Origin of the sequence: Parafrankia sp. Ea1.12 (assembly GCF_900465275.1) — a bacterium.
In the GTDB taxonomy this organism is placed as follows: Bacteria; Actinomycetota; Actinomycetes; order Frankiales; family Frankiaceae; genus Parafrankia; species Parafrankia soli.
Genome location: NZ_UBIZ01000459.1, coordinates 20,235 through 34,515 on the forward strand (window position 1 = coordinate 20,235; position 14,281 = coordinate 34,515).

Sequence of the window (14,281 nt, forward strand, 5' to 3'; positions counted from 1 at the left end):
GTCGGCAGATACGAGGCCCAAGGGGGCGGTCGCCATGCGTCGAGTCGTGTTCATCTCCGTACTGGCCGCCGCGGTCATCTTGAGCGGGGCGGCGTCTGCGGTGTCCGCCGCGCCGACCGCGGTGCAGTCACCCCCGGCCGCCACACCGGGCGCCGCGCGCAGCCCGGGTGCTGTGGCCAGCTCAGGTGCCGTGGCCAGCCCGTCAGGCCCTGGCAGCTCGGCCGTCGTGGCCGGTTCGTTGAGCCTGGCGGAGGCGTCGGGCCTTGTCCGCGGCCGTGGTTACACACCGATCACCACGGACGGCTACGAGCCCACCCACGATCTCAGCGTGATCGTCGGGCGGCTGTCCACCTCGGTGGACGGCCATCCGCAGCAGGCCTTCTTCTTCCACCGCGGCCGGTTCGTCGGGACGGACGCCGTCGCGAGCGCGGGCGTGCGGTGGGTGTGGTCGACCAGCGAGGTGGTGGCGCTGCAGTACGACCTGTACCGCCCGGCGGACCCGATGTGCTGCCCGAGCGCGGGCGCGGCGAGCGTGCGGTTCCGCTGGGACGGCACGTCGGTCGTGCCGCTCGACCCGATCCCGACCAGCAAGTGGACCGCCGCCGAGAGCCGCCGCTGACCAGCGACGCAGTGCCGGTGGGACCGCCGGCGGGTGGGACCGCCGCCGCGGCCGGGCCCGGGTCAGCCCCCGGGCCCGGCCGCGCTGGTCACGCCGGAGGTCAGTGGCCCTCGGCCGCCTCGACCAGCTCGGTGAGCACCCCGCCGAGGCCCTTCGGGTGCATGAACGCGATCCGGCTTCCGGATGTCCCGTGCACCGGCGTCTTGTTGACCAGGTCGAACCCGGTGACGGTGAGCGCCGCCAGCGCCGCGTCGATGTCCGCCACGCCGTAGGCGATGTGGTGGATGCCGGGGCCCTTCTTCGCCAGGAACTTCCCGACCGGGGTGTCCGGGCGCACCGGCTCGAGTAGCTGGACGTAGGAGCCGCCCGTGTCGCCGTGGTGCACCAGCAGCATCGCCTCGCGCACGCCCTGCGCCTCGTTCGTCTCCTGATGCGCGACCTTCAGGCCGAACGCCGCCTCGTAACGAGGGATGGCCTCCTCCAGCGAGGCCACGGCGATTCCGACATGGTCGATCCTGGTCAGCACAAAAATCGCTCCTGCCTCGTGGACGGGCGGCCCTGGTCGCGTCCTGCCTGGCGGGCCAGAACTCCGAGCCTGCCCGGATCCGGCCCGGCGGTCCACTGAAGCGGCAGGTCGGCCGTGTCGGGCGCGCCACCCCCGCCCGGCCACGGGCTTGGCCACGCCGCCCGGTCGCCGCCCCGTCGCGGCCCGGCACCGGCGTGCCCGGGCCGCGACGTGGACGGCTCGACGGCCGCGCGCCGCCCCTGGATCAGGCGAACAGCCTGTCGTGGGTGAGCGGGCCCACGACGCCGTCCGGGACGAGGCCGTTCTTCTTCTGGAAGTCGACGACCATGTGGTTGGTCTGCGGACCGAACCGGCCGTCGATGGTGATCGGGTAGCCGATGGCGGCGAGCCGCTTCTGCACCAGCGCCACGTCCCAGCGGACGCCCTCGACCCCGAGCCGCATGTAGCCCGAGCTGGCGGGCGCCGGTGCCGTCGCGGCCGGTGCGGCCGGTGCGGCCGGCGTGACGGCCGAGATCGTCCGGGCGCCGGTGCCGCTGCCCACCGCGGCCGCCGCCGCGGCGCCGCGGGCCAGGTACTTCACGTGCATGCCGTTCTTGTAGGCGCTCCAGGCACCGATGCCCTGGCTGGCGCATACCTGCCGTGCGGCCCAGGCGTTGACGTTCGGGTCGTAGAGGTTGCGGCTACCGACCCAGCTCGAGTGCGCGCGCATGTTGATCTGCCAGAGGCCGCGGGAGTCCTCACCGACCGTCGCGTGGGCCGTTGTGTTGCCGCCCGACTCGGCCAGCGCCACCGCGACCCAGGTGCTCAGCGGAATCCCGCGGCAGGACGGCAGGCCCGCGTTCTGCGCCGCCTGCGCGATGGTGACGTCGGAGACGGTGGCCGCGCTCGCCGGGCCCGCGGTGAACATCAGGCCCGCCGACGCGCCGATGACGCTCGCCGCGGTGACCACGGCGGCGCGGCCTCGCCCGGGTCCCCGTCCGGAGGTGTTCGGACGGCTGGACCTGCGGTGCTTTCCATGCGACATCTAAGAATCTCGTTTCTGCTATGAAGAACAGAGCTTCTGAATGTCCGGATGGGAAATTGATCCGTACACGGATCAAAAAGTTACGGCAACGATTCGCCCGGCGAGGGAAGCATGGCTCAGTGCGCCGGCGTTCTGTCGGCGTAAAAGTATTCCGGACCTGGTGGGTCTAGATTTCCTGCGTCAACCCCGGGATGCGGGCACTGTGCGGCCGCGGCGGCTGCCCGAGGGACGGGTGAAAGGCCCGCCTGGGTGATCCAGACATGCGTGCGTACACGACGATCCTTCCCGTACGCCTGCGAGGTTAGCTGTCGGGTTCGGGCCGGGAAGCCCGGTCGGCCTTTACCGCATCTGCGGCGCGGTCGACTTCACCCCGAGGACGGCCGCCCGTGCGCGGGTGGCCGTCCGGAGGAACGTGGTTCCCCCGCTTCTGCCCTGCTGATCGCTAGGAGGGGACGACGGGCCTAGGGCAGAACTCGGCGTACGGCCCGTCGCTTGCTGCGAGCCAGGACACCGTAACGAACTACTAAGGGTAATCGCAAGTACTAATTTTCTTGTACCGACGGCGCATCCTGGTCACGATGCGTACACAGAATCGAGATCGAGACACTCCGGGCAGTAACCGGCGACGCTGCGGCGCGGGCATCCGCCCGGACGTCGCCACACCCGGCGCGGACGGCGACCGGGGCTGCGGGGGAGCTGGGCCGGGCATGCCTCGGCCCGGGCGCCTTCGTGCGCGCCCGGGCCGAGGGTGAGGGGGAGTCAGCGGTGCCGTTGGGTCGGCCGGCTGGAGGTTCCCCGCTGGGTCGGTCAGACCCAGCCGGGCATCGGGTAGGCCGACATCAGGTCCCTGACCTCGCCCGCGATCCGCTCGATGGTCGCCTCGTCCGCGTCGCCGGCGGCCTTGACGGCCTCGTCGATCCAGGCGGCGAGGGTGGGCATCTGCTCCGGACGCAGCCCGCGGGTCGTGATCGCGGCGGTTCCCAGGCGCACCCCGGACGGGTCGAACGGCTTGCGCGGGTCGAACGGCACCGTGTTGTAGTTCAGCTCGATCCCGGCCCGGTCGAGTGCCTTCGCCGCCGGCTTCCCGGCGACTCCGCGACTCGTCAGGTCAATGAGGATGAGATGGTTGTCGGTGCCGCCGGTGATGAGATCGAAACCGCGTCCGGAAAGCGCCTCGGCGAGCGCCTTCGCATTCGCGACGACCCGGTGCGCGTACTCCCGGAAATCTGGTGTCGCGGCCTCCCGCAGGGCGACCGCGACGGCGGCGGTGGTGTGGTTGTGCGGGCCGCCCTGAAGGCCCGGGAAAACGGCCTTGTCGAGTGCCGTCGCGTGCGCGGCGTCCGACATGATCATGGCGCCGCGCGGGCCGCGCAGCGTCTTGTGCGTGGTCGTCGTGATGACCGGAGCGTGCCCGACCGGCGATGGGTGGGCGCCGCCGGCGATCAGCCCGGCGATGTGGGAGATGTCCGCGACGAGCACGGCGTCGATCTCGCGGGCGATCGCCGCGAACCCGGGAAAGTCGATGGTGCGGGGGATCGCCGTCCCGCCACAGAAGATCACCTTCGGCCGGTTCTCGAGGGCGAGGTCGCGGACCTCGTCCAGGTCGACCCGCCCGGTGTCCTGGCGGACCCCGTACCGGACCCCGCGGAACCAGCGGCCGGTCGCCGACACCGTCCAGCCGTGGGTCAGGTGGCCGCCGGAAGGCAGGCCCATTCCCATCACCGGGTCGCCGGGCTGCAGGAAGGCCAGGTAGACCGCGAGGTTGGCGGGGGAGCCGGAATACGGCTGGACGTTCGCGTGCTCGACGCCGAACAGCGACTTCGCCCGGTCGATCGCCAGCGTCTCGATCGGGTCGATGACCTGCTGGCCCTCGTAGTAGCGCTTGCCGGGGTAGCCCTCGGAGTACTTGTTCGTCAGCACCGAGCCGGACGCCTCCAGCACGGCGGTGGAGACGTAGTTCTCGGACGCGATCAGGCGGATTTTCTCGTACTGCCGCCGGGCCTCGGCCTCGACGAGGCCGCCGATCTCCGGATCGGCGGCGGTCAGGTGGGTCATCGCGGGCTCATGCATGTGTACCTCCACGCGGACAGACGTCTACGTCGGAGGCGCCCAGGCGCACGGCGCCGCCAGCAGCTTCGTCGCTTCCCGGTGGTTGCTTCCACCCGAGCGCGCCAGTCACGACCCTTCGCCCGCCATCGTAGTGGCTCGGTCCCGCTTCCCACCGGCGGGTGATCGGCGGCCCCTCCTCGGGTGCGCCGGCCCGCAATGGTGACGTTCGTCACGTCTGGGCTGTCGCTTCGGTTACGGATGGCATCCGAGCTGGCGGTTGAAGTCACCGGGATCGCTGCGCCGCCGCGGTGGTTAATGGCCGAAATGCCTGCCATCAAGAGGAATCTTTGGGAATCGGACATACCCGACAGATGGGATGGGGGCGGCTCCTTGCAGGTCATCGTCCCTGGTCAGCTGTTGACGCCGCCCCGGCCAATCGGGCATTGTCCACCTATGCGGTCGAGATTCCTCCCCGTGGCGTGTCGCTACGTGGACTACCGGCGGACGTCCAGCGCACTCTGTCGCTGACATTTCCGCTTCCGTATCGACCCCTCCGGCGGAAAGGTTCCAGCGGGAGACGCCGACCGCAGCCTGACCGTGCCATGTGATCGCGACCGTCGCTGCGGGTTTGCGGGGTCCAGCGTCACTGGCCAGGTCTCTCATCCCCGTTTCCACTCCACCCCTATCCATGTCTACCGAAGACATGTCCCAGGCGGAGCCCGAATTCAGGGCGTCGGTGACCGCTGATTGCGGCCTGCCTACGCATCGCTACGGGCCACGCCTGCTATTCCGCGCGCCCACTTTTCTGCGAAAGGACGACCGTCCCCCGTGAACGCACCTCTCCGAGCCGATTCGACGCTAATGGGCCGCCGTGGCTTCCTCGGTCTCGGCGTACTCGCTGGCTCCTCCCTGCTGCTCGCCGCCTGCGGCGACGACAGCGGTTCGGTCTCGTCCGCCGGCAAGGAGGGCGGGACGTTGCGTTGGGGCTGGTCGACCGTCACCTCCTGGGACCCGGTGACCTCGTCCGCGGGCTGGGACGTGCACGCGCTTTCATTGGCCTACGCCGCCCTCACCAAGCTCGACGAGAAGGGCAACCCGGTCCCGGCGCTGACCGAGTCGTGGAAGTACAACGCGGACGGGACCCAGGTGGCCTTCACCCTGCGGGCCGGCCTGACGTTCAGCGACGGCACACCGCTGAACGCGACCGCGGTCAAGAAGAGTCTCGAGCGGGGCAAGAGCTTCCCGGGATCGCTCGTCGCCGCGCAGCTCGCCACGGTGGAGTCGGTGGCCGCGGACGACGACGCCCGGACCGTCACCATCGAACTGGCCGCCACCGACTACCAGATCCCGAGCCTGCTCGCCGGCAAGACCGGCATGATCGTCAGTCCGACGGCCTTCGAGAAGGACGCGAAGGGGCTGGCCACCAAGCCGGTCGGGGCCGGGCCGTTCCGGCTCACCGAGTACGTGCCGAACCAGTCGGCGAAGCTCGTCCGGTTCCCCGAGTACTGGGACAAGGCGAACATCCACCTCGACGCCTTCGAGCTGTACCCGGCGCCGGAGGCGGCGACGGCGGTCCCGGCGCTGCAGTCCGGGCGGCTCGACGTCGCCCAGATCCCGGGCAGCCAGGTCGAGGCGGCGAAGGCCGCCGGCCTCGAGGTGCAGGTCATCCCCTCGCTGGTGACGACGGTTCTCGACGTGAACATCACCATGAAGCCGTTCGACAATCCGAAGGTCGTCCAGGCGTTCAAGCACGCCCTCGACCGCAAGGCGCTCGCCGACACCCAGACCTTCGGGCTCGGCGTGGTCAACTACCAGCCGTTCCCGCCGGGGTACGTCGGCCACGATCCGAGCCTGGACAACGCGTTCCCGTACGACCCGGCGAAGGCGAAGAAGCTGCTCGCCGAGGCCGGGTTCCCGGACGGCGTCGAGGTGCCGCTGACCACCACGGGCGTCAGCTCCGCTCTTGCCGAGCAGGTGCAGGCCCAGCTCGCCAAGGTCGGCGTGAAGCTCACCATCGAGACGATCCCGGCGGCGCAGGCCACCCAGATCATGTACATCCAGCACTCGAGGGCGCTGGCCACCGACGGCTTCGCCGGTCGTGACTCCGCTGTGCAGGCCTTCCAGGTGCTGTTCGGCGAGCAGGGCCTGATGAACCCCGGCCGGCAGACGCCCCCCGAGCTGACCGCCGCGCTGCAGAAGGTGCGGGAGACGCCGTTGGACGACCCGTCGTACCCGACGGTGCTCCGGGCCGCCACGAAGATCGCGGTCGAGAAGATGCCGAACATCTTCCTCTTCACCACGCCGCGTGTTCTCGCCCGCAAGAAGAGCGTCTCGGAGCTGGGCAGCTTCCTGGCAGTGCAGCGCTTCGAGGGCGTCCGGGTCGGGTAATGCCAGCCACCGACGGTGAGGGCACCAGATGACGACACTCGAGATCAGCCCGGCGGTCGAGCCGGCCGGCGCGGCGGCTGAGCCCCCGGCCGGCCGGCGGGCCGGCTGGGGCAGGGCATTCGCACGGCCGCTGCGCAGTGCGCTGTCGGTGGGCATTCCGGTGGTGCTGCTCTCCACCTTCATCACCTACGCGATGGGGGCTCTCACCGACACCAACCCGGCGGCCCAGGTGCTCGGCGAGACCGCGACACCGGCGGACATCGACCGGATGAACCACTACTTCGGGCTCGACCGGCCGCTGCTCGTCCAGTACTTCAGCTGGCTCGGCCGCGCCCTCACCGGCGACCTCGGGCGGTCCTACTTCACCACGCTCCCGGTCACCGACAGCATCACCCAGGCGCTGCCGGTGAACGTGTCGATCGCAGTCCTGTCCGTGCTGCTCGCCGTCCTGGTCGGCGGCGGGCTGGGCATCGGGGCGGCGCTGTCGTCCGGCGGCTGGTTCGACCGGGCGGTCACCATGCTGTGCTCGGCCGTGGCCACCGTGCCGCCGTTCGTCGTCGGCATCGGGCTGATCGTGCTGTTCTCGGTGACGGTCCCGATCCTTCCCTCCGGCGGCTACGTGCCGTTCACCGAGGATCCGGGCCAGTGGCTGCGGTTCGCCATCCTGCCGTCGATCGCGCTGTCGGTGGACGCCGCCGCCGGCCTCGCCCGCCAGCTGCGCACCTCCCTCGTCGGGGAGCTGCGGGCGAACTACATCACCGGGGCGGACGTCCGCGGGCTGACGAGGCGAAGGGTCGTCTTCGGGCACGCCCTGCGCAACGCCGCCGGGCCGGCGCTCACCCTCCTGGGTTACTCCATCCCGCAGCTCATCGGGGCCATGGTCGTCGCCGAGGCGGTCTTCAACCTGCCGGGCCTGGGCAAGCTCGGGCTCGACGCGGCGAGCAAGGGCGACATCCCGGTGATCCAGGGCGTGCTGGTCACCATGATCGGGCTTGTCGTGGTCTGCAACCTCCTGGTCAACGCCGCCCTGCTGCGACTGACACCGCACGCGAAGAGGCAGGAACGATGACGCGGAAGACAGCGGGCCCGTTGCGGCGGGCCGTGCGGCTGCGGTCCACGAAGATCGCGCTGGTGATCCTCGGTGCGGTCGCCGTGCTCGGGTTCCTCGGCGGCACGCTGGCGCCGTCCGACCCGCTCGCCCAGGACACCTCCAACCTGCTGGCCGGCCCGAGCGGCGCGCACTGGCTCGGCACCGACTACCTCGGGCGGGATGTGCTCAGCCGGCTGATGGACGCCACCGGCCGGTCGGTGGTCGGCGCCGTGGAGGCGGTCGCGGTGGCCTTCCTGCTCGGCGTGCCGGCCGGGCTGGGCTCGGTCGTCTTCGGCCGGGTCTTCGAGTGGGTGGCGCAGCGGCTGGTGGACGCGGTGATGACCCTGCCCTACATCATCTTCGCGATCGCCGTGACCGGGATCATCGGCAACGGCCGTGACCAGGCGATGCTCGCCATCGGGGTGCTGCTGGCACCGCTGTTCTTCCGGGTCACCCGCGCGGCGGCGCTCGGCTTCACCCGGGCCCAGTACGTCGAGGTCGCCGAGCTGCTCGGCGCGTCCCGCGGCTGGATCATCCGGACCCACATCTGGTCGAAGGTGCTCCCGACGGTCGCGGTCACCACCGCGCAGCTGTCCGCGGCCGCGCTGCTGGCCGTGTCCTCGCTGTCGTTCCTCGGCATCGGGGTGAAGCCGCCGGCCCCGACCTGGGGCGGGATGCTCTCCAGCGACCTGGGCTTCCTGGCCCAGCAGCCGTGGGCGCCGGCGATCCCGGCGCTGGCCATCATGCTGACCGCCGGCTCGCTGAACGCCATCGCCGACGCGATCCGCGACACCACGGGAATCGCGGTGGATCCGATCGGCCGCGGCGCGACCCGTCCGGACGCCGTGCCGGCGCTCCCGGGGGCTCCGGCCGTCCCGGGAGCGCCGGCCGTGGCCGTCCCCGAGCAGGAGGAGAGGATCCATGCCTGAGCCGGGAACCGGCCGGGGGGACCAGCTGCTGACGGTCGACGGCGTTCGGGTCGCCATCGGCGGCGGGCGGACCGAGGCCGTCCACGGGGTGTCGTTCGAGGTGCGGCGCGGCGAGGCGGTCGGGATCGTCGGGGAGTCCGGCAGCGGCAAGACGCTGGTCTGCCGGTCGGTGCTCGGGGTGCTCGCGCCCGGTTGCGCGGTGACCGCCGGCACGATCGACTTCGCCGGCACCTCGCTGGTCGGCCTGCCGCGCCGAGCCTGGGAGCAGCTGCGCGGTACCCGGATCTCCGCGGTGTTCCAGGACCCGGCCTCGTACCTCAACCCGTCCCAGACGGTGGGCCACCAGCTCGCCGAGCAGCTGCGGGTGAAGGTCGGCAAGCCGCGCCGGGAGGCCCGCACCGCCGCGGTGGCGCTGTTCGACGCGATGGGCCTGCACGAGCCCGAGCGGGTCTACCACCAGTACCCGCACGAACTGTCCGGCGGCATGCTGCAGCGGGTCGTGCTGGCCATCGCGGTGTCCGGCGAGCCGGAGCTCCTCGTCGCCGACGAGGCGACGACCGCCCTCGACGTCACCATCCAGGCCGAGGTGCTGGAACTGCTGGGCAGGCTGCGCAGGGAGCGCGGGCTGGCCGTGCTGGCCGTCTCGCACGACCTCGCCGTCATCGCCGAGCTCTGCGACCGGGTGCTGGTGTTCTACGCCGGCGAGCTCGTCGAGACCGGCCCGACGGCCGAGGTGCTCGACTCGCCGCGGCACCCGTACACCGAGGCGCTGCTGCGGGTCGCCTCGGTCGGCGACTGGGACCGACGCACCCTCGACGTCATCGACGGCGAGCCACCGCCGGTCGGCGCCGAGATCCGCGGCTGCCGGTTCGCCGACCGGTGTGACTTCGCCGCCCCGCAGTGCCGCTCCGGCCCGGTGCCGCTGACCGAGCAGGCCCCCGACCGGGCCGTCCGGTGCGTCCGGGCCAGCGAGATCGCGTTGAGCGGAGCAGGAGCTGTCGGAGCAGGAGCCGCCGTATGACCGACACCGATCTCGCCGACACCGACCTGGCTGACGACGGCCGTGCCACCACCGGCCGTGCCACCACCGGCCGCGCTGCCACCGGCGTCGGTGACACCGGCACCGGCACGGTGGCGGTCCTGCAGACTGAGCTGTTGCGGGTCGAGGGCCTCGGGCTGTCCTTCCCCCGGCCGGGCGGCGGTCGTCGGGTCCGGGTGCTGGACGACGTGGACCTGAGCGTCCGCGCCGGGGAGATCGTCGGTGTCATCGGCGAGACCGGGTCCGGCAAGACGACGCTGGCCCGGGCGATCGCCGGGCTCGGGGCCCCGGACGCCGGCCGGGTCCTCCTGGACGGCGTCGACATCTCCCAGCTGCGCGGCCGGGCCCAGCGGGACTTCCGGCGCAGCGGCGCGCTCCAGTTCGTCTTCCAGGATCCCCTGCGCGCCCTCGACCCGGACCTCACCATCGGGGCGAGCATCGCGGAGGGACTGGCGATCACCGGCACCGGAACCCGGGCGTCGCGGGCCGAGCAGGTGAGCGGCGCGCTGCGTCGGGTCGGCCTCGACCCGGCGGTCGCCGACCGGCTCCCCGCGCAGATCTCCGGCGGCCAGCGCCAGCGCGCCTCGATCGCCCGCGCCGTCATCGGACGTCCCCGGCTGCTGCTGTGCGACGAGCCGGTCAGCGCGCTGGACGCGTCCAACCGCAACCACATCCTGCGGCTGCTCGACGGGCTCCGCCGGCAGCTCGAGGTCGGGATCGTCCTCATCTCCCACGACCTCAGCTCGCTCGCCGGTATCGCCGACCGGGTGGTGGTGCTCTACCGGGGACGGGTGGTCGAGGACGGCCCGATCGCGGACGTGTTCAACCGGCCGCAGCATCCGTACACCGCGCTGCTGATCGCCTCCGCGCCGAGCGTCCGCCGCCAGGACCGGCTCGACCCGGCGTCGCTGCGGCCGGCCGCCGGCGCCGACCCCGGCGCCGACTCTGACTCCGACGGGGCGGCGCGGCGGTCGGCGGGCGGCTGCGTGTTCGCCCACCGGTGCCGCTTCGCCACCCACGCCTGCGCCGAGACCCCGCCGCGGCGGGCCGTCGCCGGCCGGCCGGCCGGCGAATGGGCCGCCGCGTGCCACCACGTCGAAACCTGGCGGGACCAGGTCACCGGCTCCACCGCCATCCTGAAGGAGTCCTCAGCGTGAGCATCGAGTTCATCGGTATCGCCAGCACCTTCGTCGGCAGCGAGTCGGAGGCGTGGTCCGGCCCCGTCGTCGACCCGGACTACCTGGAGCGCCTGGTGCGCACGCACGAGGATGCCGGGTTCGACCGGGTGCTCGTCGCGCACAGCTCCGCGACGCCCGACGGCTTCGTCATCACCGACCAGATCCTGTCCCGGACGACGACGTTGAAGGTGCTGCTGGCGCACCGGCCCGGCTTCACCGCGCCGACGATCGCGGCCCGCCAGTTCGCGACACTGGACGCCTTCCACCCGGGCCGGGTGGCGCTGCACGTCATCACCGGCGGCGACGACGCCGACCAGGCCCGCGACGGCGACCTCACCGACAAGGTGACCCGCTACCGGCGCACCGACGAGTTCCTGGACGTGCTGCGCCGCGAGTGGGAGTCGGCCGAGCCGTTCGACTACGACGGTGACTTCTACACGGTTCGCGGCGCCCGGTCGTCGGTCCGCCCCGAGGGCCGCATCCCCATCTACTTCGGCGGCGCGTCCGCGGACGCCGTCCGGGTCGGCGGCAAGCACGCCGACGTGTACGCGTTCTGGGGTGAGCCGATCGCCGGGATCGTCGAGCGGATCCGCGAGGTGCGGGCCGCCGCCGCGCCGTACGGCCGCGACCCCCGGTTCAGCGTCAGCCTGCGCCCCATCCCCGCGGACACCGAGCAGGCCGCCTGGCAGCGCGCCGCGGACATCCTGGAGCTCACCAGGCAGCGGGTCGGCGACCTGAAGAAGGTGATGAACGTCGACGGGTCGGCCCAGGTCGGCAGCCAGCGGCTGCTGCGCTACGCCGACCAGGCGGACGTCCACGACAAGCGGCTGTGGACCGCGGTCGCCAAGGCCACCGGCGCCGCCGGCAACTCCACCGCGCTGGTCGGCAGCTACGAGCAGGTCGCCGAGTCGCTCGTCGACTACGTCAACGTCGGGGTGTCGACGCTGCTCATCCGCGGCTTCGCGCCGCTGGACGACGCCCGGGACTACGGCACCCTGATCCGTCTCGTCCGCGAGCAGACCGCCGACCGCGAGCCCGTCGGCGCCTCCGCCTGACGACGGGCCCGGCCCGCGTTGTGACCGGCCTGCGGCCGACGACCTCGCACTGGGGCGCCTACGGCGTCCGGGTCGGCCCGGACGGTGGGATCACGGTGGTCCCGCATCCGGACGATCCGGCCCCGTCGCCGCTGCTCGGCAACGTGCCGGGCGGGCTGCGCCATCCGACCCGGGTGGCGCGGCCCGCGGTCCGCCGCGGCTGGCTGGAACACGGCCCGGGGCCGGCCGGCACGCGCGGGCGGGAGGAGTTCGTCGAGCTCGACTGGGACGAGGCGCTGGACCTGGTCGCCGCCGAGCTGGACCGGGTCCGCCGCGAGCACGGCAACCAGGCGATCTTCGGCGGCTCGTACGGCTGGGCGAGCGCCGGGCGCTTCCACCACGCGCAGAGCCAGCTCCACCGGTTCCTCAACACCGTCGGCGGCTTCACCTCGTCCCGGAACTCCTACAGCCTGGGCACGTCGCTGGTGCTGCTGCCCCACCTCGTCGGCAGCGCGGACGAGGTGCTGCGGGCCGCCTCGTCCTGGCCGACGATCGTCGAGAACACCGAGCTGATCGTCGCCTTCGGCGGCATCCCGGCCAAGAACGTGTTCGTGACGCCCGGCGGCGTCACCCGGCACGGCACGCCCGGGTACCTCGCCGCACTCGCGGCCCGCCGCGTCGAGATGGCGCTGGTCAGCCCGCTGCGCACCGACCTGCCCGGCGGTGTCGACATCCGGTGGTACCCGATCGTGCCGGCCACCGACGCCGCGCTGATGCTCGGGCTCGCCCACACCCTCGTCGCCGAGGGCCGTCATGACCGGGCGTTCCTCGACCGTTACACGGTCGGCTTCGGCGAGGTCGAGAACTACCTGCTCGGCCGAGCCGACGGCGTGGTCCGGGATGCCGCCTGGGCGGCGTCGATCTGCGGCATCCCGGCCGCGGACATCGTCGGGCTCGCCCGCCGGATGGCGGCCCGCCGGACCCTGATCACCGTGACCTGGTCGCTGCAGCGCATCGAGCACGGCGAACAGCCGGTCTGGGCGGCGCTCACGCTGGCCGCGATGCTCGGCCAGATCGGCCTGCCCGGCGGCGGCTTCGGTCACGGCTACGGCTCCATGGGCGACGTCGGAGACCCCGGCCCGACCGGACGCATCCCCTACCTGCCGCAGGGCCGCAACCCGGTCACCACCTTCATCCCGGTCGCCCGCATCGCCGACATGCTGCTGCATCCCGGCGCGCGGTACGACTACGACGGCGACCGCTACACCTACCCTGACATCCGCCTGGTCCACTGGGCGGGCGGAAACCCCTTCCACCACCACCAGGACCTGTTCCGGCTGCGCCGCGCCTTCGCCAGACCCGACACGATCATCGTGCACGAGCCCTACTGGACGTCCACCGCCCGGCACGCCGACGTCGTGCTGCCCGTCACCACCACCCTGGAACGCGAGGACATCGGCGGCGGCCGCCGCGACACCCATCTGCACGCCATGCACCGGGCGGTGGCACCGGTCGGCGCGGCCCGCGACGACTACGACATCCTCGCGGGCCTGGCCGGCCGCCTCGGCGTCGTCGACGCCTTCACCGAGGGCCGCGACGCCCGCGGCTGGATCGAGCACCTCTACACGGCCTGGCGCGCGGACCTGGTCCGGCGCGGAACGGACGTGCCCGCCTTCGAGGAGTTCTGGGCCGCCGGCGAGTACCGGCTGCCCGGCGGGCCCGGCCACCACACCCTGTTCGAACGGTTCCGCGCCGACCCGGACGCGCACCCGCTCGCCACCCCCAGCGGCCGGATCGAGCTCTTCTCCGCGACCGTGGCGTCCTTCGGCTACCCGGACTGCCCCGGCCATCCGGTCTGGCTGGAACCGACCGAGTGGACCGGCGCGCCACGAGCCGCCGCCTACCCGCTGCACCTCATCGCCAACCAGCCGGGCACCCGGCTGCACAGCCAGCTCGACGGCGGCGCGGTCAGCCAGGCCGCCAAGATCGCCGGCCGGGAGGCGGTGCGCCTGCACCCCGCCGACGCCGCCGCCCGCGGCATCGCCGCCGGCGACGTCGTCCGGGTGCTCAACGACCGCGGCGGCTGCCTCGCCGGCGCCGTGCTGACCGACGAGCTGCGCCCCGGGGTCGTCCAGCTGCCCACCGGGGCCTGGTTCGACCCGCTCGACGAGGACCCGGCGGATGAGCACGGAGAAGGGTCCCCGCCAGGAGCGGGACTGTGCGTGCACGGGAACCCGAACGTGCTCACCGCCGACGTGCCGACCTCCCGCCTGTCCCAGGGCTGCGTCGGCCAGCACGCCCTCGTCGAGGTCGAACGCTGGACGGGCGAGCCACCGCGGCTCACCGTCGACGCGCCGCCCCGGCTGGTCTCCCGACCGGGCCGGGGCGGCACAGTCTGACCGTCT

The 14,281-nt window shown here is 72.4% G+C and carries 11 protein-coding genes and 2 riboswitches; of the genes, 8 read left to right on the forward strand and 3 right to left on the reverse strand.

Annotated features, from left to right (window positions below):
* Positions 1-34: 34 nt before the first annotated feature.
* A complete protein-coding gene (locus tag FMEAI12_RS27155; RefSeq protein ID WP_112108317.1) occupies positions 35-619 on the forward strand; it encodes an LppP/LprE family lipoprotein in 585 nt (194 codons plus the stop codon).
* A gap of 100 nt (positions 620-719) precedes the next feature.
* Here FMEAI12_RS27155 and mce read toward each other — a convergent pair whose 3' ends face one another.
* From mce to glyA, 3 genes are all read right to left on the reverse strand, one after another.
* The gene (gene mce, locus FMEAI12_RS27160; RefSeq protein ID WP_020460102.1) at positions 720-1,145 is read right to left on the reverse strand and encodes a methylmalonyl-CoA epimerase; all 426 of its coding nucleotides are present in this window, start codon (positions 1,143-1,145) and stop codon (positions 720-722) included.
* A gap of 244 nt (positions 1,146-1,389) precedes the next feature.
* Positions 1,390-2,169: a peptidoglycan-binding protein gene (locus FMEAI12_RS27165; protein WP_112108318.1), complete on the reverse strand. Its 780-nt coding sequence runs from the start codon at positions 2,167-2,169 to the stop codon at positions 1,390-1,392.
* A 275-nt stretch (positions 2,170-2,444) separates the two neighbouring features.
* Positions 2,445-2,658: riboswitch (cyclic di-AMP (ydaO/yuaA leader) on the reverse strand.
* 318 nt (positions 2,659-2,976) lie between these two features.
* The gene (gene glyA / locus FMEAI12_RS27170) at positions 2,977-4,239 is read right to left on the reverse strand and encodes a serine hydroxymethyltransferase (protein ID WP_071065917.1); all 1,263 of its coding nucleotides are present in this window, start codon (positions 4,237-4,239) and stop codon (positions 2,977-2,979) included.
* A gap of 30 nt (positions 4,240-4,269) precedes the next feature.
* Positions 4,270-4,358, reverse strand: a riboswitch (ZMP/ZTP riboswitch).
* 688 nt (positions 4,359-5,046) lie between these two features.
* Between glyA and FMEAI12_RS27175 the strand changes: the two genes are divergently transcribed.
* The 7 genes from FMEAI12_RS27175 to FMEAI12_RS27205 are packed head-to-tail and all read left to right on the forward strand — an operon-like array spanning position 5,047 to position 14,275.
* The gene (locus tag FMEAI12_RS27175) at positions 5,047-6,606 is read left to right on the forward strand and encodes an ABC transporter substrate-binding protein (RefSeq protein ID WP_235014588.1); all 1,560 of its coding nucleotides are present in this window, start codon (positions 5,047-5,049) and stop codon (positions 6,604-6,606) included.
* A 28-nt stretch (positions 6,607-6,634) separates the two neighbouring features.
* The gene (locus FMEAI12_RS27180) at positions 6,635-7,675 is read left to right on the forward strand and encodes an ABC transporter permease (protein WP_112108320.1); all 1,041 of its coding nucleotides are present in this window, start codon (positions 6,635-6,637) and stop codon (positions 7,673-7,675) included.
* Complete coding sequence (locus tag FMEAI12_RS27185; protein ID WP_112108321.1) at positions 7,672-8,625, forward strand: ABC transporter permease; 954 nt, start codon at positions 7,672-7,674, stop codon at positions 8,623-8,625. The genes FMEAI12_RS27180 and FMEAI12_RS27185 overlap by 4 nt, the downstream gene beginning before the upstream one ends.
* Positions 8,618-9,646, forward strand: a complete 1,029-nt coding sequence (locus FMEAI12_RS27190; RefSeq protein WP_112108322.1) for an ABC transporter ATP-binding protein — start codon at positions 8,618-8,620, stop codon at positions 9,644-9,646. Before FMEAI12_RS27185 ends, FMEAI12_RS27190 begins: the two co-directional genes overlap by 8 nt.
* The gene (locus tag FMEAI12_RS27195; protein WP_112108323.1) at positions 9,643-10,821 is read left to right on the forward strand and encodes an ABC transporter ATP-binding protein; all 1,179 of its coding nucleotides are present in this window, start codon (positions 9,643-9,645) and stop codon (positions 10,819-10,821) included. Before FMEAI12_RS27190 ends, FMEAI12_RS27195 begins: the two co-directional genes overlap by 4 nt.
* Positions 10,818-11,897 (forward strand): LLM class flavin-dependent oxidoreductase, encoded by a 1,080-nt coding sequence (locus FMEAI12_RS27200; protein WP_112108324.1) that lies wholly within the window; start codon positions 10,818-10,820, stop codon positions 11,895-11,897. Before FMEAI12_RS27195 ends, FMEAI12_RS27200 begins: the two co-directional genes overlap by 4 nt.
* A gap of 20 nt (positions 11,898-11,917) precedes the next feature.
* The gene (locus FMEAI12_RS27205) at positions 11,918-14,275 is read left to right on the forward strand and encodes a molybdopterin-dependent oxidoreductase (RefSeq protein WP_200835429.1); all 2,358 of its coding nucleotides are present in this window, start codon (positions 11,918-11,920) and stop codon (positions 14,273-14,275) included.
* Positions 14,276-14,281 lie beyond the last annotated feature (6 nt).